An 18,857-nucleotide genomic window follows, 5' to 3' on the forward strand; every position below is an offset into this window, starting at 1 on the left:
GCCCCGCTCTCTACTGAATTTCGTGACGGATGCCGAACATGCATAGGTTCCAGACAGTACTGATGCAGTGCGCCGGATGGCTGCTCTACATGAGCTTGCTCATGTTGATCGCCCTGGCCCTGCCCAGCGACATCTTCGACTCCGAGTCGAAGCATTTCATCTTCCTGGTCGGTGCGGTCGGCATCTGGCGTTACTCGATGGGCGCCACCCATTTCATCCGCGGCATGATCTTCCTGTATGGCGTCTATCCGTACCTGCGCAACAAGGTACGCAAGCTGGGCGACGACGCCGCGCCATCGCATGTGTACCTGATGGTCACCAGCTTTCGCATCGATGCGCTGACCACCGCGCAGGTCTACAGCTCGGTGATTCGCGAAGCGATCAACTGCGGCTACCCGACCACCGTGGTCTGCTCGTTGGTGGAAAAGTGCGATGAGCTGTTGGTGAAAAGCCTGTGGGCCAAATACAACCCACCAGAGCACGTCACCCTCGATTTCGTACGTATTGCCGGTACCGGCAAGCGCGATGGCCTGGCCTTCGGCTTCCGTGCCATCTCGCGGATGATGCCCGACCAGCATGCCGTAGTGGCCGTGATCGACGGCGACACCGTGCTCGGCGACGGCATCGTGCGCAAGACCGTACCCTGGTTCAAGCTGTACCCCAATGTCGGTGGCCTGACCACCAACGAATTCTGCGAAGTGCGCGGCGGCTACATCATGAGCGAGTGGCACAAGCTGCGCTTCGCCCAGCGCCACATCAACATGTGCTCGATGGCCCTGTCCAAGCGCGTACTGACCATGACCGGGCGCATGTCGATGTTCCGCGCCAGCGTGGTGACCAACCCCGAGTTCATCGCCGATGTCGAAAGCGACTCACTGATGCACTGGCGCCTGGGCCGCTTCAAGTTCCTTACCGGTGACGACAAGTCGAGCTGGTTCAGCCTGATGCGCCTTGGCTACGACACCTTCTACGTACCGGACGCGGCGATCAACACGGTCGAGCACCCGCCGGAAAAGAGCTTCCTCAAGGCCAGCCGCAAACTGATGTACCGCTGGTACGGCAACAACCTGCGGCAGAACTCGCGCGCCCTTGGCTTGGGCCTGAAGCGCCTCGGCCCGTTCACCAGCCTGGTGCTGTTCGACCAGCGTGTGTCGATGTGGACCAGCCTGCTCGGGCTGACTGTGGCGGTGATCGCCAGCCTGAAATTCGGCATGGCATACCTGCTGGTGTACCTGCTGTGGATCGGCATCACCCGGCTGATCCTGACGATCATGCTGCTGTGCTCGGGGCACAAGGTAGGCCCGGCCTATCCCGTGATCCTTTATTACAACCAGATCGTCGGCGCGATGATGAAGATCTACGTGTTCTTCCGCCTCGACAAGCAGTCCTGGACGCGTCAGCCGACTGCCCTCAAGCGTGACCTTGCCAGCTTTCAACAATGGTTCAACACCTGGTCCTCGCGGACCATGACCTTCTCGGCGGCCAGCATCTTCGTTGCTGTGCTGTTCATGGTCGTGTGAGCCCCTCCGGATCAGAACTAACAGGAACTTGAAATCGCCATGAATAACGCCGTCAACGTCAATGTCGTGCATGAGTCCGAAGCCCAGCGCCAACACGCCCGGGTGCGTATCCCCGCCAAGCTGCGTTTTGTGGACGGCAACCGTGAGCCGCAAGAGGCCAAGGTCGATGACCTGTCTGCTGGCGGCCTGTCCTTCCAGGCCAAGCGCGCACTGCCGATCGGCGAAGTGATCCGCGGTCGCCTGCAGTTCGTGGTCGACAACCTCGGCCTGTCGATGGACATCGAGTTTTTGGTGCGCACCAGCGACGCCGCCACCGGCCGTACCGGTGCGGAGTTCCAGAACCTCGAGCCACGCGACATCGCCACCCTGCGCCACATAATCACCTCGCACCTGTCGGGCGAGTTGATCACTGCCGGTGACGTGCTCAGTACCCTGCAACGCGACAACTTCACCAAGGCGCGCAAGCAGAAGGACGGCGGCTCGGGTCTGAGCGCGTTTGGCCGCCTGCGTGCCGTGACCGTGACCCTGGGCGTGTTCGTGGTCGGTATCGCCGCCTTTGGTTTTGTCGCCAAGTCGCTGTATGGCATGTACTTCGTCAGCCACGCCGAAGCCGGTGTGGTCGCCGTGCCGACCACCACCGTGACCATGCCCCGCGACGGCACCGTCAAGAGCCTGGTCGAAAGCGGCGGGCAAGTGGTCAAGGGCGCGCCACTGGCAAGCTTCAGCACCAGCATGCTGGACATGCTCAAAGGCCACCTGGACGACTCGCAGCTGGAGCCGGCCAAGGTCGAGGAACTGTTCGGCAAGCAACTCGCCGGCACCCTGACCAGCCCGTGTGATTGCGTCGTCGCCGAGCAACTGGTGGATGACGACCAGTACGCCAGCAAGGGCCAGCCGATCTTCCACCTGGTACCGCGCACCACCAACCCGATGATCGAGGCGCGCTTCAGCTACCGCCAGTTCGACGAGGTCAAGCCGGGCACCAAGGTTAACTTCCAGATCGCCGGTGAAGACGAAGTGCGCACTGGCCAGATCGTCAGCAGCGCAAGCCTCAACAGCGAAGACCTGGCCTCCGACATCCGCGTGCAGATCAAACCCGACGGTGCCTTGCCCGCCGAACTGGCCGGTCGCCCGGCAGCGGTCAACAGCGATCGCGGCCCTTCGCTGGATTGGCTGATCAGCAAAGCTGCGGCCCGTGGGCTGTAAGAGGATCTGACCATGAGCCTGTTCAACCTACCCATGGCGTCGCCCGGCGCGCGCCCAGCCACCTGGTGCTCACTGGCGATCGCCATTGCCCTGAGTGGCTGCGCCGGCCTGCCCGATCAGCGCCTGGCCAACGAAGCGCTCAAGCGTGGCGACACCGCCACTGCCGAGCGCAACTACAAGGCCTTGGCTGATCTCGGCTACAGCGATGCGCAGGTCGGCCTGGCCGATATTCAGGTGGCCACGCGCGACCCTGCGCAGCTGCAGCAGGCCGAAGCCACCTACCGCGCCGCCGCCAGCACCTCGTCGCGGGCCCAGGCCCGCCTTGGCCGCCTGCTGGTAGCCAAACCGGACAGCACCCAGGCCGAGCGCGAAGAGGCCGAAAGCCTGCTCAAGCGCGCCGCCGCCCAGGGCGAAAGCAACACCCTGATCCCGCTGGCGATGCTGTATCTGCAATACCCGCAGAGCTTCCCCAAGGTCAACGCGCAGCAACAGATCGAACAATGGCGCGCTGCCGGCAACCCGGAAGCGGGCCTGGCGCAGATCCTCCTCTACCGCACCCAGGGCAGCTACGATCAGCACCTGGATGATGTCGAGCGCATCTGCAAAACCGCCCTGAACAGCACCGACATCTGCTATGTCGAGCTGGCCACCGTCTACCAGAAACGCAACCAGGCCGAGCAACGCACTGCCCTGCTTGAGCAGCTCAAGTCGGCCTATGCCCGCGGTAGCGTACCGGCCAGCCGGGTCGACAGCGTGGCGCGGGTACTGGCTGATCGCAGCCTGGGCCAGACCGACGAGAAAACCGCCAAGGACCTGCTCGAGCAGGTTGCCCCGGCCAACCCGGCCTCCTGGGTCAGCCTGGCGCAGTTGCTGTATGACTTCCCCGAGCTGGGCGACACCGACCAGTTGCTGGCTTACATCGACAAAGGCCGCGCCGCCGAACAGCCGCGTGCCGAGCTGCTGCTGGGCCGCCTGTACTACGAAGGCAAGACCCTGCCAGCCGATGCGGCCAAAGCCGAAACTCATCTGCAAGCCGCCGCCGCTGCCGGCGAAATCAGCGCCCATTACTACCTCGGCCAGTTGTACCGCCGTGGCTACCTCGGCCAGGTCGAGCCGCAAAAGGCGGTCGATCACCTGCTCAACGCCGCCCGCGGCGGTCAGCTCAGCGCCGACTATGCGCTGGCTCAGCTGTACAGCGAAGGCCACGGCATCCGCCAGAACCCTGGCAATGCCTGGGTATTCGCCAGCCTGGCGCAGGCCAACCCGTCGCAGCAGTCGACCGAACTGCTGCAGCAACTCGATCAGCAACTGACGCCTGAGCAGCGCAGCCAGGCCCAGCGCCTGCTTGCGCAAGAGCAGCAGGCGCGCGGCAGCATGGCCAAAGCCGGCAACAGCATGATGGCCATTGAAGCCCTGCAAGACGATGAAGACGCCGAGGATTCCTCCCTATGACGCTCAACCCCTTCGTGAAGGCCGGGATCGGCCTGAGCTTCGCCCTGCTCTGGTCGTGCCCGACCTTGGCCGATATCACCGCCGAGAAGAACTTCGGCCTCGACGTGAAAATCACCGGCCAGTCGGAAGACGACCGCGACCTCGGCACCCGCTCCGGCGGTGATGTGCAAGGCCTGGGTCTGGACCTGCGCCCTTGGGTCTACGGCGAGCGTGGCAACTGGAGCGCCTTTGCCATGGGCCAGGCGGTCGCGGCCACCGACACCATCGAGACCGACACCCTGCGCCAGTCCGACGATGGCAGCACCGTCGACACCGCTGCCGACGGCCGCAAAGCCGACAAAAGCTACCTGGCCATGCGCGAGTTCTGGGTCGGCTACAGCGGCTTCACCGCCTACCCCGGCGAGCAACTGCGGCTCGGCCGCCAGCGCCTGCGTAACGACGACGGCATGTGGCGTGACAGCAACATCGAAGCGCTCAACTGGACCTTCGACACCACCCTGCTGCGGGCCAACCTGGGCATGGCCCAGCGCTTCAGCGAATACCGCACCGACCTCACCGAGCTGGCTCCGGAAGACAAGGACCGCACCCATTTCTACGGCGACGTTGCCACGCAGTGGACCCCCGGGCACTGGGTTGGCCTGCGCGCGCACCACACCCATGACAGCGGCAGCCTGAAAAACACCGGTGAGAGCCTCGACGGCCTGGACAAGCGCCGCACCGGCGACCTGACCTGGCTGGGCCTGGAAGCCAACAGCGATGCCTACAACTGGCGCAACCAGCACACCGTCAACTACTGGGGCAGCCTGACCTGGCTGACCGGTGACCGCGACAAGCTCAACAGCGAGCTGGTCGGCAACGAGCAAGTCGCCACCGGCAAGCAGAGCGGCGACGTCAATGCCTGGGCCACCGATCTCGGTATCCGCCTGCGCCTCGACCCGCAGTGGCAAGTCGGCGCGGCCTATGCTCGTGGCAGCGGTGGCGGCGGCAGCAAGGGTTCGAACAACTACGAGCAGACCGGCCTTGAGAGCAATCGCTCCAGCTTCACCGGCACCCGCTCACGGGTGCACCGCTTCGGCGAAGCCTTCCGCGGTGAGCTGGGCAACCTGCAGGCAGCCACCCTGTTCGCCTCCTGGCAGCTGCGCGACGACTACGACGCCAGCTTGATCTACCACAAGTTCTGGCGCGTCAACGGCCAGCAGAACATCGGCTCCAGCGGCATCAATGCGGTGGTCGATGACGAAGGCGTCAACCGCCCACTGGTCAACGGCGAGAAGGACCTGGGCCAGGAGATGGACGTGGTCGTCACCAAGTACTTCAAGCAAGGCCTGCTGCCAGCATCGCTGAGCCAGTCGATCGACGAACCGTCGGCGCTGGTACGCCTGCGTGCTGGCGTGTTCAAGCCTGGCGATGCCTACGGCAAAGAGGCCGACTCGTACATGCACCGCGCCTTTGTCGACGTGATCTGGCGTTTCTGACGTGCGCCGAGGACTGGATATGAACCTGCAACCCAAGCTTCGCTACAGCCTGCTCGCCAGCGCCCTGCTGCTGGCCGCAGGCGTGGCTCAGGCCGCCGAGCCAGGCACGGCCAAGGGCCTGCAGCAGGCCAAGACCTACACCGTGACCAGCGCGCCAGTCGAGCCGCTGCACATGGAGCCGCCCAAGCTGCCTGATCTGACTGGCTACACCGCGCAAGCGGTGCAAGCCAAGATCGATCGCAGCCGCAAGGGCAAGGTCAGCGTGCGCCGCATGCTTCAGGAAGAATCGCTCAAGGAATTCATCGGCGGCGACAACAAGGCCGCCGAGTGGGTCCAGCGCCAGCAGGGTATCCCCCAGGCGATCTTTGTCGACGACGGCCATGTCGACCTGACCGAGCTGAGCAAGCAAGTGCCCAAGCAGTACCTGAGTGAAGTGTCGCCGGGCGTGTATCTGGCACGCTTGCCGATCGTGGTCGGGCAGAAGGGCGTGCTGGAAATCAACGGCAAGGTCAAAGAGCTGCGTCTGTCGCAGGAGCGCGGCGCGTTTCTGGTCAACGACGGCAAGCTGTTCGTCAGCGACACCCAGGTCACCGGCTGGCGCGAGAAGGACGACGGCCCGGCCAGCTTCCGCTCTCCCAAGGAGTTCCGCCCGTTCCTGCTGTCGTGGGGCGGCACCGAGACCTACATCGTCAACAGCAAGATGGCCAGCTTTGGCTACTCGCAGTCCAAGTCGTACGGCGTGAGCATCTCGCAGTACACGCCGAACATGGCGAAAAAGATGGGCCGCGCCGAACCGACCGGCTGGATCATCGGTTCCGAATTCAGTGACATGTGGTACGGCTTCTACTGCTACGAGACCAGCGACTTCGTGGTCAAGGACAGCACCTACCGCGACAACATCGTCTACGGCATCGACCCGCACGACCGTTCGCACCGCCTGATCATCGCCGGCAACACCGTGCATGGCACCAAGAAAAAGCACGGCATCATCGTTTCGCGTGAGGTCAACGACAGCTGGATCTTCAACAACAAGAGCTACGACAACAAGCTCTCCGGGGTGGTGATCGACCGTAACAGCGTCAACAACCTGATTGCCTACAACGAGATCTACCGCAACCACACCGACGGCATCACCGTGTACGAAAGCGGCGACAACCTGATCTGGGGCAACAAGGTCATCAACAACCGTCGCCACGGCATCCGCGTGCGCAACAGCGTCAACATTCGCCTGTACGAAAACATCGCCATGGCCAACGGCCTGGTCGGTGTTTACGGGCACATCAAGGACCTGTCCGACACCGACCGCGACATCGCCCTCGACCCGTTCGACACCAAGGTCTCGCTGATCGTGGTCGGCGGCGAGTTGACCGCCAATGGCTCCGGCCCCTTGTCGATCGACTCGCCGCTGTCGGTCGAGCTGTACAAGGTGGCCATGCTCGCCCCGCGCAAAGCCAGCGGCATCAGCCTCAATGGCGTGCTCGGCGAGCGCCAGGACGAAATCCTCGACCTGCTGGTGCGCCAGCAGAAGGCTGTGCTGATCGACCCGGTTGAACGCCAGACCGAAATGATCGATTAAGGAATGCTGACCATGACCACTGCACCTTTGATGAAACTGCTCGGCCTGACTGCCGCCCTGCTGGCGATCAGCCAGGGCGTGCGCGCCGAACAGGTCCAGGCGCCGAGCTTCACCGCCGAGCCATGCTGCCAGCTGTGCCCGGAAGCGCACGACGCCAGCCGCTACACCACCCGCTACCAGCAGAACTTCACCACCCTGGTGCAGGCGCAGGGCGACTGGTTGTTCCGTACTCGCGAAGACCTGCGCACCGAGTTCAGCACCAGCGCTGCCGGCTACCAGCGCCTGCAGCAGGTGCACGACGCCTTCAAGAAACGCGGCATCGAGCTGGTGATGGTCTATCAGCCAACCCGTGGCCTGGTTAACCGCAACATGCTCAATCCGGCCGACAAGGCCGCGTTCGATTACCAGAAGGCGCTGGGCAACTACCAGGCCATGCTCAAGCGCTTTGCCAAGATGGGCTACACCGTGCCGGACCTGTCGCCACTGACCAACGAGCAGCTGGCGGCAGCCGATCAGGGCAAGGACTTCTACTTCCGCGGCGACCAGCACTGGACGCCGTATGGCGCTGAACGAGCGGCGAAGATCATCGCCAAGAGCGTGCAGCAGATGCCGGCCTTCGCCGACATCCCGCGCAAGGAATTCGAAACCCACAAGTCTGGGCGCATGGGCAAGACCGGCACCCTGCACAACGTCGCCGGCCAGCTCTGCGGCAGCAGCTACGCGGTGCAGTACATGGACCAGTTCGCCACCGAGCCGAAAGGCGCCGCCGGCGACGACGACCTGTTCGGCGACAGCGGCAATGCCGAGATCACCCTGGTCGGCACCAGCCACAGCGGCAAGAACTACAACTTCTCGGGCTTCCTGCAGCAATACATCGGCGCCGACGTGCTCAACGTCGCCTTCCCGGGCGGTGGCCTGGAAGGTGCGATGATCCAGTACCTGGGCAGCGAAGAGTTCAAGACCCACCCGCCGAAGATCCTCATCTGGGAATTCTCGCCGCTGTATCGCCTCGACCAGGAAACCATCTGGCGGCAGATCCTCGGCCTGCTCGACAACGGCTGCGATGACCGCCCAGCACAGATGAGCGCCAGCACCACGCTCAAGCCCGGCACCAACGAAGTCATGGTCAACGGCAAGGGCGGCGTGATCAAGGACCTGGTCAACCGCAACCTGCAGATGGACATCAAGTTCGAAGACACTTCGGTCAAGGTCCTGCAAGCGACCCTGTGGTATCTGAACGGGCGCCACGAGGACATCAAGATCGAAAAACCAGAGACCTCCGACACCGACGGGCGCTTTGTCTTCCAACTGCGTGAAGACGAAGACTGGGCCAGCCAGAACCTGCTCGCGCTGGAGCTGCAAGGCCCGGAACAAGGCACCCAGAAAGTCGAAGCCAAGCTCTGCAAACGCAACAACTTCGCCAGCCCTGCGCACACAGCGCAGGCTGGCCAGTGAGGCGCACATGATCAAGCCACGCACGACCTTCGCCCCTGCCCTGCTCGCCCTGGCCCTGTTTGCCGGCGCTGCGCAGGCCGAGCTGGTACCCCCACAGGGTTACTACGCCGGCATCGAGCAGATGAAAACCACCGACGGCAAGTTCCGCTGTGAACAGACGCCCAAGCCTTACACCGGCGCCTTGCAGTTTCGCAGCAAGTACGAAGGCTCGGACAAGGCCCGCTCGACGCTCAACCTGCGCTCGGAAAAAGCCTTCCGCGACTCGACCAAAGACATCACCACCCTCGAGCGTGGCGTCAGCAAGATGGTCGGCCAGTACATGCGCGACGGCCGCCCGGCGCAGCTCGATTGCGCGCTTGGCTGGCTGAGCCAGTGGGCGCAGGCCGACGCCTTGCTCTCGACCGATTACAACCACACCGGCAAGTCCATGCGCAAATGGGCACTGGGCAGCATGAGCGGCTCCTGGCTGCGCTTGAAGTTTTCCAATTCGCAGCCGCTGGCGGCGCACAAGGCCGAAGCCGAAGCCATTGAAAAATGGTTCGCCCGCCTGGCCGAACAGACCATCAAGGACTGGAGCGACCTGCCGCTGGAGAAGATCAACAACCACAGCTACTGGGCCGCCTGGTCGGTGATGGCTACTGCCGTCGCCACCGACCGCCGCGACCTGTTCGACTGGGCCGTGAAGGAATACCGCGTCGGCGCCAACCAGATCGACGAGCAGGGCTTCTTGCCTAACGAGCTCAAGCGCCGCCAGCGCGCGCTGGCCTACCACAACTACGCTCTGCCGCCGCTGGCGATGATCGCCAGCTTCGCCAAGGTCAACGGGGTCGACTTGCGCAGCGAGAACAACTTTGCCCTGCAGCGCCTCGGCGAAGGGGTGCTGGCCGGTGCCCGTGATCCGCGTCAGTTCGTTGCCCGTACCGGCGTCAAACAGGACATGAAAGACCTCAAGGTCGACAGCAAGTACGCCTGGCTCGAGCCGTGGTGTGCGCTGTACCAATGCGTTGGCGACACGCTGTCGCGCAAGCATGGCATGCAGCCGTTCGACAGTTTCCGCCTGGGCGGCAACATGACCCGGGTGTATGACCCGAGCGCAGCTAGCAACAAGTAACACTCATCCCTATGGGAGCGGGCTTGCCCGCGAATGAGGCACCGCGTGATGCCAGGCAAAGGCTACGCCTTTGTTCGCGGGCAAGCCCGCTCCCACAGGGTATTAAGTTGCTCCCCGGTCCAGGCTGGGGGGTTTGGGGGGCTGCTGCCCCAGCTACGTACATCCATCAGGAGAACGAGGATGGTCTTCTCGTCAAATGTGTTCCTGTTCCTGTTCCTGCCGATCTTCCTCGGCTTGTACTACTTGAGCGGGCAACGCTATCGCAACCTGCTGCTGCTGGTCGCCAGCTACATCTTCTACGCCTGGTGGCGGGTCGACTTCCTCGCCCTGTTCGCCGGCGTGACCCTGTGGAACTACTGGATCGGCCTCAAAGTCGGCGCCGCAGGCGTGCGCACCAAACCCGCACAGCGCTGGCTGCTGCTCGGCGTAGGTGTCGACCTGGCCATTCTCGGCTACTTCAAGTACGCCAACTTCGGCGTCGACAGCCTCAACGCAATCATCACCTCGTTCGGTTTCGAGCCGTTCATCATCACCCACGTGCTGCTGCCGATCGGCATCTCGTTCTACATCTTCGAGTCGATCAGCTACATCATCGACGTGTACCGCGGTGATACCCCGGCGACTCGAAACCTGATCGACTTTGCAGCGTTCGTGGCGATCTTCCCGCACTTGATCGCGGGCCCCGTACTGCGCTTCAAGGACCTGGTCGACCAGTTCAACAACCGCACTCACACCCTCGACAAGTTCTCCGAAGGCTGCACCCGCTTCATGCAGGGCTTCATCAAGAAGGTGTTCATCGCCGACACCCTGGCGGTGGTTGCCGACCATTGCTTCGCCCTGGAAAACCCTACCACCGGTGACGCCTGGCTCGGCGCCCTGGCCTACACCGCGCAGCTGTACTTCGACTTCTCCGGCTACAGCGACATGGCCATCGGCCTCGGTTTGATGATGGGCTTTCGCTTCATGGAGAACTTCAAGCAGCCGTACATCAGCCAGTCGATCACCGAGTTCTGGCGGCGCTGGCACATCAGCCTGTCGACCTGGCTGCGCGACTACCTGTACATCACCCTGGGCGGCAACCGCAAAGGCACCTTCAACACCTACCGCAACCTGTTCCTGACCATGTTGCTCGGCGGCCTGTGGCACGGCGCCAACATCACCTACATCCTCTGGGGCGCCTGGCACGGCATCTGGCTCGCGATCGAACGTGCGCTGGGCCTGGACACCAACCCGCAGCGCTTCAACCCGATCAAGTGGGCGTTCACCTTCCTGCTGGTGGTGACCGGCTGGGTGATGTTCCGCTCGGAAAACCTCGACGTGGCCGGGCGCATGTACGCCGCCATGTTCAGCTTCGGCGAATGGCAGCTGTCGGAACTCAACCGCGCCAACCTCACCGGCCTGCAGGTGGCAACCATGTTCATCGCCTACGCAACCCTGGCGTTCTTCGGCCTGCGCGACTTCTACCGCAATGCCAAGCCAACGCCCAAGGCAACCCCGGTACAGATCAACAGCGACGGCTCGATCGGCCTGGACTGGAGCCGGGTCATGGCCCGCGTGCTGGTGCTGCTGTTGTTCGTTGCCTCGGTGCTGAAACTCTCGGCGCAAAGCTATTCGCCATTCCTCTATTTCCAGTTCTGAGGCACGGACGACCATGACCCGGACACTTCGCATCACCTACTCGCTGACCTTCCTTGGCCTGCTCACCGGCCTTGGCGTGTGGTCGCTGAGCGGCGCTTCGAGCTTTCAGCGCACCGAGCAGATGACGGTGCTCAACGGCAAGCTGGCCAAGGCCGCCGAGACCCATTACGACGAGCAGTTCCCGATCAAGCGCCTGAGCACCAACCTGTGGGCCGCACTGGACTACAAGCTGTTCAACGAAGGCCGCCCCGGCGTGGTGCTGGGCCGCGAGCAATGGCTGTTCAGCGACGAAGAGTTCAAACCCACCGCCGGTGCCGACCAGCTGATGCAGGACAACCTGGCGCTGATCCGCGGCGTGCGCGACACCCTGCAACGCCAGGGCGTGCAGCTGGTGCTGGCGATCATCCCGGCCAAGGCGCGGATCTACTCCGAGTACCTCGGCGAAGAGCAGCCGGCCAGCCTGCATGGTGACCTGTACAACCAGTTCCATGCCCAGGCACGCCAGGCCAACGTGTTTGCCCCTGACCTGCAGGCGCCAATGGAGCAAGCCAAAGCCCGCGGCCAGGTATTCCTGCGCACCGACACGCACTGGACCCCGCTGGGCGCCGAAGTCGCCGCACAGACCGTGGCCGAAGCCGTGTCCCGGCAAAAACTGCTGCAAGCCGAACCCCAGGCCTACGTCACCGACGCTGGCAGCAGTGCGCCGTACAAAGGCGACCTGACCAACTTCCTGCCGCTCGACCCGCTGTTCAGCGAGTTGCTGCCAGCGCCGGACAACCTGCAAAAACGCACTACCCGCCCAGCGGCCGGCAACGCCGACAGCGGTGACGCGCTGTTCGCCGACAGCCAGATCCCGGTGGCGCTGGTTGGCACCAGCTACAGCGCCAACCCGCACTGGAATTTCCTCGGCGCGCTGCAGCAGGCGCTGCACAGCGATGTCGCCAACTACGCCGAAGACGGCCATGGGCCGTTGCTGCCGATGCTCAAGTACCTGCAAAGCGACGCCTTCAAGGATGCCCCGCCGCAAGTGGTGGTGTGGGAATTCCCGGAACGCTACCTGCCGATGAAAAACGACCTCAGCGGGTTCGACCCGCAGTGGATCGCGCAATTGAAGAACACCCGTAAATCCGAAGAAAACCTGGCCCTGTCGTCCAATCGGACGGAACACTGAAAGAGAGGAACACGCACATGTCCAACAAGCCATCTTTTGCCAAAGTCTTCACCCTCGCTGCGGGCCTGTCGCTGGCCTCGCTGCAAGCCTTCGCCGGCGCCGACGCCGCACTGTACGGCCCAAGCGCACCGAAAGGCTCAAGCTTCGTGCGCCTGTACAACGCCAGCAGCGCACCGGCTGCCGCCAGTGTCGGCAACACCCAGATCAAGCAGGTCGGCGCGCAGTCCAGCAGTGACTTCAGCTTCCTCCCGGGCGGCGACTACAGCGCCCAGGTCGGTGGCAAGTCGGTGCCGGTGAAGCTCGCCTCGGACAAGTATTACACCCTGGTCAACAACGCCAGCGGCAGCCCGCAACTGATCGAAGAGCCACCGTTCAAGAACAAGCAAAAGGCTTTGGTGCGGGTGCAGAACCTCACCGACCAGGCGCTGACCCTGAAAACCGCCGACGGCAAGACCGAAGTGGTCAAGCCGGTAGCGGCCCATGCGCGCGGCGAGCGCGAGATCAATCCGGTCAAGGTCAACCTGGCCCTGTACCAAGGCGACAAGAAAGTCAGCGACATCAAACCTGTCGCGCTGGAACGCGGTGAAGCCGCCGTGCTGTACGTCACCGGCTCCGGCAGCAGCCTGGCCCCGGTGTGGGTAACCCGTCCTGTCTCGACCAACTGATTTCTGCCTCTATCAACCTTTGGAGAAACATCATGATTCCGGTAATCCTTTCTGGTGGTAGCGGTTCGCGTCTGTGGCCTTTGTCGCGTAAACAGTTCCCCAAGCAGTTCCTCGCCCTGACCGGTGAGCACACGCTGTTCCAGCAAACCCTCGAGCGCCTGGTGTTCGACGGCATGCAAGCGCCGATCGTGGTCTGCAACAAGGACCACAAGTTCATCGTCAACGAGCAGCTGACTGCACTGAACCTGCAGACCCAGGCGATCCTGATGGAGCCGTTTGGCCGCAACACCGCGCCGGCCGTGGCCATCACCGCGATGAAGCTGGTCAATGAAGGCAGCGACGAGCTGATGCTGGTACTGCCGGCTGACCATGTGATCGATGACCAGAAGGCCCTGCAACGTGCCCTGGCCCTGGCCACCGTGGCGGCCGAGCGTGGCGAGATGGTGCTGTTCGGCGTGCCGGCGACCAAACCGGAAACCGGCTACGGCTACATCCGTTCCAGCCAGGATGCCCTGCTGCCGGAAGGCGTCGCCCGGGTTGCGCAGTTTGTCGAAAAGCCTGACGAAAAACGCGCCACCGAGTTCGTCCGCAGCGGCGGCTACTTCTGGAACAGCGGCATGTTCCTGTTCCGCGCCAGCCGCTTCCTCGAAGAGCTGAAAAAACACGATCCGGATATCTACGACACCTGCCTGCTGGCACTCGAGCGCAGCGAAGAAGACGGCGACTACCTGAGTATTGACGAAGCCACCTTCGCCTGCTGCCCGGACAACTCGATCGACTACGCCGTGATGGAAAAGACCCAGCGCGCCTGCGTGGTGCCACTGACCGCAGGCTGGAGCGACGTCGGCTGCTGGTCGTCGCTGTGGGATGTGCACGAGAAAGACGCCAACGGCAACGTCACCAAAGGCGACGTGGTAGTGCAGGACAGCCACAACTGCATGATCCACGGCAACGGCAAGCTGGTCTCGGTGATCGGTCTTGAGAACATCGTCGTGGTCGAGACCAAGGACGCCATGATGATTGCCCACAAGGACAAGGTCCAGGGCGTCAAGCAGATGGTCAACACCCTCGACAAGCAAGGCCGCAGCGAGACCCAGAACCATCTTGAGGTGTATCGCCCATGGGGCTCGTACGACTCGGTGGACATGGGCGGCCGCTTCCAGGTCAAGCACATCACCGTCAAGCCCGGCGCCAGCCTGTCGCTGCAGATGCACCACCACCGCGCCGAGCATTGGATCGTAGTGTCGGGCACGGCTGAAGTGACCTGTGACGAGAACGTGTTCCTGCTCACCGAAAACCAATCGACCTACATCCCGATCGCCTCGGTGCACCGCTTGCGCAACCCGGGCAAGATCCCGCTGGAAATCATCGAAGTGCAGTCCGGCAGCTACCTGGGTGAAGACGACATCGAACGCTTCGAAGACGTCTACGGCCGTAGCGCCACGCCGATCGAGCGCGGCGTTTCGGTGAAAACCATCGCCCAGTAATCCTTCCAGCCATACACGGTCCGTGTAGGAGCGGCCTTGTGTCGCGAAAGGCCAGCGTAGCTGGCCCGGCAATGTCAGCGGCGAAGCTGAAAATGCGGGGCCGCTACGCAGCCCTTTCGCGACACAAGGCCGCTCCTACACGCGACCGCGTCGTCCATGTCGCACCGTTTTTCACCCCCACCACTATTTCAGCTAGGATGTGCAAAACCCGCACACCCAAGGCTTGCCCTTCCCATGATCATCGGCGCCCTGCTCATCCTGACCTGGCTGGTCCTGCTCATTCGCTACCCGGCCAAGGCCCTGCCGATTTCCCTGGCCGCTGTACTCGGCCTCGGTTTGATCGCCCTCTGGGTTGCCTGGCAGGACACCCGCGAATCCAACCAGCTGGCCCGCCTCGACCTGCGCCTGCAATATGCCCCTGAACTGTGCCCAGCCGACCGCAGCCTGCGCGTGAGCATGAAAAACGCCAACAGCGTGCCGCTCACCGAACTGCGCTGGCAGGTCGGCGCCTACGCCCCCGGCGACACGGTCAACCTCGCCGAAAATACCTACAGCACGCCGCGCTATCGCGGCCCCGGCGACTTGCAGCCAGGCGCCGAGTGGAACGACTGCCTGCCACTGCCGCCGTTGCGCTCCGGCTACCGCGCGCAAACCCTGGAGTTTCGTGCCGAACGCCTGCAGGGCTCGTTTGCCAACTAGCCGCAGGCTGATTTGTCTGGGGTATGATCGAGCACCTTGCACAGCCCACAGGCCCCGCCATGCCCACAGTCCTGATCACCGGTTGCTCCAGCGGCATCGGCCGCGCCCTTGCCGATGCCTTTCGTGATGCCGGTCATGAGGTCTGGGCCACCGCGCGCAAGCCCGAAGCCGTTGCCCAACTGGCTGCAGCGGGCTTTACCGCGCGACAGTTGGACGTCAATGACAGCGCCGAGCTGACACGCCTCACAGATGAGCTGCAAGCCAGCCATGGCGGCCTCGATATCCTCATCAACAATGCCGGCTACGGCGCCATGGGCCCTGTGCTCGATGGCGGTGTCGATGGGTTGCGCGAGCAATTCGAAACCAACGTGTTCGCGCTGGTTGGGGTCACTCGCACGCTGTTCCCGCTGCTACGGCGTAATCGCGGCCTGGTCATTAACATCGGTAGCGTCTCTGGCGTGCTGGTGACGCCATTCGCCGGTACTTATTGCGCGTCCAAGGCCGCTGTGCACGCGCTGAACACCGCGCTGCGCCTGGAGCTGGCGCCGTTTGGCATTCGCGTGATGGAAGTCCAGCCCGGCGCCATCGCTTCGCAATTTGCCAGCAACGCCCAGCAGCAGGCTGAACACCTGATAGCGGCGGATTCACCGTGGTGGCCGCTGCGCGAGCACATCCGCGCGCGAGCGCGCGCCTCGCAGGACAAGCCAACGCCAACCGCCGAGTTCGCCCAAGGCGTGCTGGCGGCAGCGGGCAAGTCACCGGTGCCGGCCCTGGTGCGGCTGGGCAACGGCAGCCGGGCGCTGCCACTGTTGGCGTGGCTGCTGCCGCGACGTTTGCTCGACAGCATCCTGCGCAAGCGCTTTGGCCTGTTACGACCGCTCTGACAGCCAAGCCTTCGGCGGCGCCTCGGCGAACGCTTGCCAGCCGCCACCGAGCGCCTTGTACAAGCCGACCATCGCCTGCGAGACGGCCGCCGAGCTGTCGATCCACTGCTCTTCGCTGGCCAGCAGCGCCGTCTGCACCGTGAGCACGTTGAGAAAGTCCACCGCGCCTTCCACGTACTGCTGCTGAGCGGTGTCCAGGGCGATGCGGTTTTCGCGCACGGCCTCGGCCAGGTGATCGCGGCGCAGCTGGCTGGCGTTGTACAGGCGCAGCACATCGTCGATTTCATGCCAGGCGCCGAGCACCACCTTGCGGTAGTTCAGCGCGGCCTCCTGCTGCTGCGCTTCACGCAACTGCAGCGTGCCCTTGAGCCGGCCACCTTCAAAGATCGGCAGCGACAGTTGCGGGCCAAAAGCAAACCGTCGTGAGTCCCAGCCGCCAAAGTCCGCCAATTGCAGGGCCTGCATACCGACGTTGCCCGACAGCCGAATACGCGGATAGAAGTCCGCCTTGGCCACGCCGATGCTGGCAGTTGCCGCATGCAGGCGCGCTTCGGCCTGGCGAATATCCGGGCGGCGCTCGGCCAACTCCGACGGCAAGCCAACTGCAAAGCGCTGCTGCGGCACCGGCAGTTCGCCCGGCGCCAGCAGCTCGGCCTGCAAACTGCGCGGCGGTTCGGCGGCGAGCAGGCTGAGGGCATTGATCAGGTCGTCACGCCTCGCTTGCAAGGTAGGTAAACGCGCTTCGATCGAGGCAACCTGAGCGCTGGCCTGGGCGACATCCAGGCGCGTCGCGACGCCCTCGGCCTGACGGTCGCGGGACAGTTGCAGGCTGTGCCGGGCGACCTTGAGATTGTTTGCGGTCACCTCCAGCGTTTGCTGCACGGCACGCAACTGGATGTAATCGCCGGCGGTCTCTGCGAGCAGCGCCAGCAACACGCTGCGGCGGTCCTCCTCGGCAACTGCCACGCTCGCATCGGCAGCTTCCACCTGACGGCGCACCCGGCCCCACAGATCCAGCTCCCAGCCCGCAACCAGATCGCCCTGCCAAAGGTTGTAGGCCGATTTGCCGGCATTGCCGGACGGGTCATTCAGACCCTCGGCACTGTTGCGCGCGCGACTGTAGCCGGCATCCAGACCTAACGAAGGCGTCTCGTCAGCTGCAATCGTGCTGCGCAGCGCGCGGCTTTGCAGCAGGCGCGAACTGGCAATCTGCAGATCGAGGTTGTTGGCGGCGACGCGCTGGATCAGCGCGCTCAGCCTGGCATCGTGAAAACTCTCCCACCAACGCACTTGCAGCGGTTCGGCCAAGGGCTGGCTGGCGGCGGCCTCACCTTGCACCGGCGCCCATTGCTGTGGAGCCTGGCTGGCCGGGCGCTGAAAATCAGGGCCCAGGCTGCAACCGGCCAATGCGACAGCGAGCAGCAACGGGCTGAAGCGGACAAGTGCACTCATCGCGTGCTCACCTGCTGGCTGTCGAGCGAATCGCCTTGTGTGTCGATAGTGACCACCACCGACATGCCCACGCGCAGGCGCGACAGCAACGGCTGGCCATCATCGAAAACGATCTTCACCGGTATCCGCTGCACTACTTTGGTGAAGTTGCCGGTGGCGTTGTCGGGTTTGACTGCGGCAAAGGTCACGCCGGTGGCAGGGGCGATGCTCTGCACATGGCCTTTGAGGGTCACGTCGGAATAGGTATCGACGCTGATGCTGACCGGCTGCCCCGGTTGCACATGGGTCAGCTGGGTTTCCTGGAAGTTACCGACCACGTAGGCCTGCTCCAGCGGCACCACCGACAGTAGCCGGGCGCCGGGGGTGACATAGGCGCCAACCCGCAGGGCGCGCTCGCCAACCATGCCCGCTACCGGCGCAGTAATGCGGGTGTGCGACAGGTCCAACTGGGCCTTGTCGACACCGGCTTCAGCGCGCTTGAGCTGGCCATCGGCGCTGGCGACCTGAGCCGTGAGAATATCCACCTGCTTGCGCGTCGCTACCAATGCGGCCTGGCTGTTGGCTTGCTGCGCCCGCGCCTGATCGACCCGGCTGCGCGCTTGTTGCGCGTTCTGCACGGTGCCCGCGCCCTGCTCGGCCAGGCGGCCGTAGCGTTTGACCTCCTGTTCGGCAAACGCCGCCTGCGCCTGAGCCGCCTTGAACGCGGCCTCGGCCTGGGCGATCAGCGCAGCCTGGCGTTCGAGGGTGGCGCGCGCATCGGCGCTCTGCGCCTGGGCCACCAGCACCTGTGCCTGCGCGGCGGCCAACGCCGCCTCATAGTCGCGGGCATCGATGGTGGCCAGCAGCTGACCAGCCTGGACCTGCTGGTTGTCTTCGACCAGCACCTCCTGGATAAACCCGGCAACCTTGGGCGCCACCACGGTGTAGTCCGCGCTGACATAGGCATCGTTGGTCTGCTGCCGGTGATCACTGCCCAGCAGCCACGGCCCAACCAGTGCAGCCAGGACAGCCACGGCCAGCACCGAGCCGATGACGATAGTCTTGCGATTGTTGCTCATGTTCAGTG

At 63.8% G+C, this 18,857-nt stretch carries 15 protein-coding genes; 13 read left to right on the forward strand and 2 right to left on the reverse strand.

Annotated features, from left to right (window positions below):
• The first annotated feature begins 29 nt into the window (after positions 1-29).
• The 13 genes from IDM28_RS18580 to IDM28_RS18640 all read left to right on the forward strand — a co-directional run bounded on the left by IDM28_RS18580 (position 30) and on the right by IDM28_RS18640 (position 16,339).
• A complete protein-coding gene (locus IDM28_RS18580; RefSeq protein ID WP_101322043.1) occupies positions 30-1,520 on the forward strand; it encodes a glycosyltransferase family 2 protein in 1,491 nt (496 codons plus the stop codon).
• Positions 1,521-1,559: 39 nt separating this feature from the next.
• Positions 1,560-2,726 (forward strand): alginate biosynthesis protein Alg44, encoded by a 1,167-nt coding sequence (locus tag IDM28_RS18585; RefSeq protein ID WP_101322044.1) that lies wholly within the window; start codon positions 1,560-1,562, stop codon positions 2,724-2,726.
• Positions 2,727-2,759: 33 nt separating this feature from the next.
• Entirely contained in the window at positions 2,760-4,178 is a 1,419-nt protein-coding gene (gene algK / locus IDM28_RS18590) for an alginate biosynthesis TPR repeat lipoprotein AlgK (protein WP_188036670.1), read from the forward strand.
• Positions 4,175-5,653: an alginate export family protein gene (locus IDM28_RS18595; RefSeq protein ID WP_101322045.1), complete on the forward strand. Its 1,479-nt coding sequence runs from the start codon at positions 4,175-4,177 to the stop codon at positions 5,651-5,653. The genes algK and IDM28_RS18595 overlap by 4 nt, the downstream gene beginning before the upstream one ends.
• 19 nt (positions 5,654-5,672) lie before the next feature.
• The gene (gene algG / locus IDM28_RS18600; RefSeq protein WP_188036629.1) at positions 5,673-7,229 is read left to right on the forward strand and encodes a mannuronan 5-epimerase AlgG; all 1,557 of its coding nucleotides are present in this window, start codon (positions 5,673-5,675) and stop codon (positions 7,227-7,229) included.
• 12 nt (positions 7,230-7,241) lie between these two features.
• A complete protein-coding gene (locus IDM28_RS18605) occupies positions 7,242-8,684 on the forward strand; it encodes an alginate O-acetyltransferase (RefSeq protein WP_101323103.1) in 1,443 nt (480 codons plus the stop codon).
• 7 nt (positions 8,685-8,691) lie between these two features.
• Complete coding sequence (locus IDM28_RS18610; RefSeq protein WP_150572151.1) at positions 8,692-9,795, forward strand: mannuronate-specific alginate lyase; 1,104 nt, start codon at positions 8,692-8,694, stop codon at positions 9,793-9,795.
• 180 nt (positions 9,796-9,975) lie between these two features.
• A complete protein-coding gene (locus IDM28_RS18615; RefSeq protein ID WP_101322048.1) occupies positions 9,976-11,433 on the forward strand; it encodes an MBOAT family O-acyltransferase in 1,458 nt (485 codons plus the stop codon).
• A 13-nt stretch (positions 11,434-11,446) separates the two neighbouring features.
• Positions 11,447-12,604 (forward strand): alginate O-acetyltransferase, encoded by a 1,158-nt coding sequence (locus IDM28_RS18620; RefSeq protein ID WP_150570661.1) that lies wholly within the window; start codon positions 11,447-11,449, stop codon positions 12,602-12,604.
• A gap of 17 nt (positions 12,605-12,621) precedes the next feature.
• Positions 12,622-13,269 carry an alginate O-acetyltransferase AlgF gene (locus tag IDM28_RS18625; protein WP_101322050.1) on the forward strand — a complete coding sequence of 216 codons (648 nt, stop codon included), beginning with the start codon at positions 12,622-12,624 and terminating at the stop codon, positions 13,267-13,269.
• A gap of 32 nt (positions 13,270-13,301) precedes the next feature.
• Positions 13,302-14,756: a mannose-1-phosphate guanylyltransferase/mannose-6-phosphate isomerase gene (locus IDM28_RS18630; RefSeq protein WP_101322051.1), complete on the forward strand. Its 1,455-nt coding sequence runs from the start codon at positions 13,302-13,304 to the stop codon at positions 14,754-14,756.
• A 234-nt stretch (positions 14,757-14,990) separates the two neighbouring features.
• Positions 14,991-15,455, forward strand: a complete 465-nt coding sequence (locus tag IDM28_RS18635; RefSeq protein ID WP_101322052.1) for a multidrug transporter — start codon at positions 14,991-14,993, stop codon at positions 15,453-15,455.
• Positions 15,456-15,514: 59 nt separating this feature from the next.
• Positions 15,515-16,339 carry an SDR family oxidoreductase gene (locus tag IDM28_RS18640; RefSeq protein WP_103438516.1) on the forward strand — a complete coding sequence of 275 codons (825 nt, stop codon included), beginning with the start codon at positions 15,515-15,517 and terminating at the stop codon, positions 16,337-16,339.
• Here IDM28_RS18640 and IDM28_RS18645 read toward each other — a convergent pair.
• Both IDM28_RS18645 and IDM28_RS18650 read right to left on the reverse strand, forming a co-directional pair.
• Complete coding sequence (locus IDM28_RS18645; protein ID WP_188036630.1) at positions 16,325-17,791, reverse strand: efflux transporter outer membrane subunit; 1,467 nt, start codon at positions 17,789-17,791, stop codon at positions 16,325-16,327. The genes IDM28_RS18640 and IDM28_RS18645 overlap by 15 nt on opposite strands.
• Positions 17,788-18,849 (reverse strand): HlyD family secretion protein, encoded by a 1,062-nt coding sequence (locus IDM28_RS18650; RefSeq protein WP_101322055.1) that lies wholly within the window; start codon positions 18,847-18,849, stop codon positions 17,788-17,790. Before IDM28_RS18650 ends, IDM28_RS18645 begins: the two co-directional genes overlap by 4 nt.
• Positions 18,850-18,857: the final 8 nt, after the last annotated feature.

Origin of the sequence: Pseudomonas sp. EZ-C24 (assembly GCF_014525325.1) — a bacterium.
In the GTDB taxonomy this organism is placed as follows: Bacteria; Pseudomonadota; Gammaproteobacteria; order Pseudomonadales; family Pseudomonadaceae; genus Aquipseudomonas; species Aquipseudomonas shirazensis.

Bases quoted from the DNA above. Each gene is read 5' to 3' on its own strand.
- IDM28_RS18625 (WP_101322050.1), top strand. From the start codon at position 12,622: ATGTCCAACAAGCCATCTTTTGCCAAAGTCTTCACCCTCGCTGCGGGC.
- IDM28_RS18610 (WP_150572151.1), top strand. From the start codon at position 8,692: ATGATCAAGCCACGCACGACCTTCGCCCCTGCCCTGCTCGCCCTGGCC.
- IDM28_RS18630 (WP_101322051.1), top strand. From the start codon at position 13,302: ATGATTCCGGTAATCCTTTCTGGTGGTAGCGGTTCGCGTCTGTGGCCT.
- IDM28_RS18585 (WP_101322044.1), top strand. From the start codon at position 1,560: ATGAATAACGCCGTCAACGTCAATGTCGTGCATGAGTCCGAAGCCCAG.
- algG (WP_188036629.1), top strand. From the start codon at position 5,673: ATGAACCTGCAACCCAAGCTTCGCTACAGCCTGCTCGCCAGCGCCCTG.
- IDM28_RS18605 (WP_101323103.1), top strand. From the start codon at position 7,242: ATGACCACTGCACCTTTGATGAAACTGCTCGGCCTGACTGCCGCCCTG.
- IDM28_RS18640 (WP_103438516.1), top strand. From the start codon at position 15,515: ATGCCCACAGTCCTGATCACCGGTTGCTCCAGCGGCATCGGCCGCGCC.
- IDM28_RS18645 (WP_188036630.1), bottom strand. From the start codon at position 17,791: ATGAGTGCACTTGTCCGCTTCAGCCCGTTGCTGCTCGCTGTCGCATTG.
- IDM28_RS18580 (WP_101322043.1), top strand. From the start codon at position 30: ATGCCGAACATGCATAGGTTCCAGACAGTACTGATGCAGTGCGCCGGA.
- IDM28_RS18650 (WP_101322055.1), bottom strand. From the start codon at position 18,849: ATGAGCAACAATCGCAAGACTATCGTCATCGGCTCGGTGCTGGCCGTG.
- algK (WP_188036670.1), top strand. From the start codon at position 2,760: ATGGCGTCGCCCGGCGCGCGCCCAGCCACCTGGTGCTCACTGGCGATC.
- IDM28_RS18620 (WP_150570661.1), top strand. From the start codon at position 11,447: ATGACCCGGACACTTCGCATCACCTACTCGCTGACCTTCCTTGGCCTG.
- IDM28_RS18635 (WP_101322052.1), top strand. From the start codon at position 14,991: ATGATCATCGGCGCCCTGCTCATCCTGACCTGGCTGGTCCTGCTCATT.
- IDM28_RS18595 (WP_101322045.1), top strand. From the start codon at position 4,175: ATGACGCTCAACCCCTTCGTGAAGGCCGGGATCGGCCTGAGCTTCGCC.
- IDM28_RS18615 (WP_101322048.1), top strand. From the start codon at position 9,976: ATGGTCTTCTCGTCAAATGTGTTCCTGTTCCTGTTCCTGCCGATCTTC.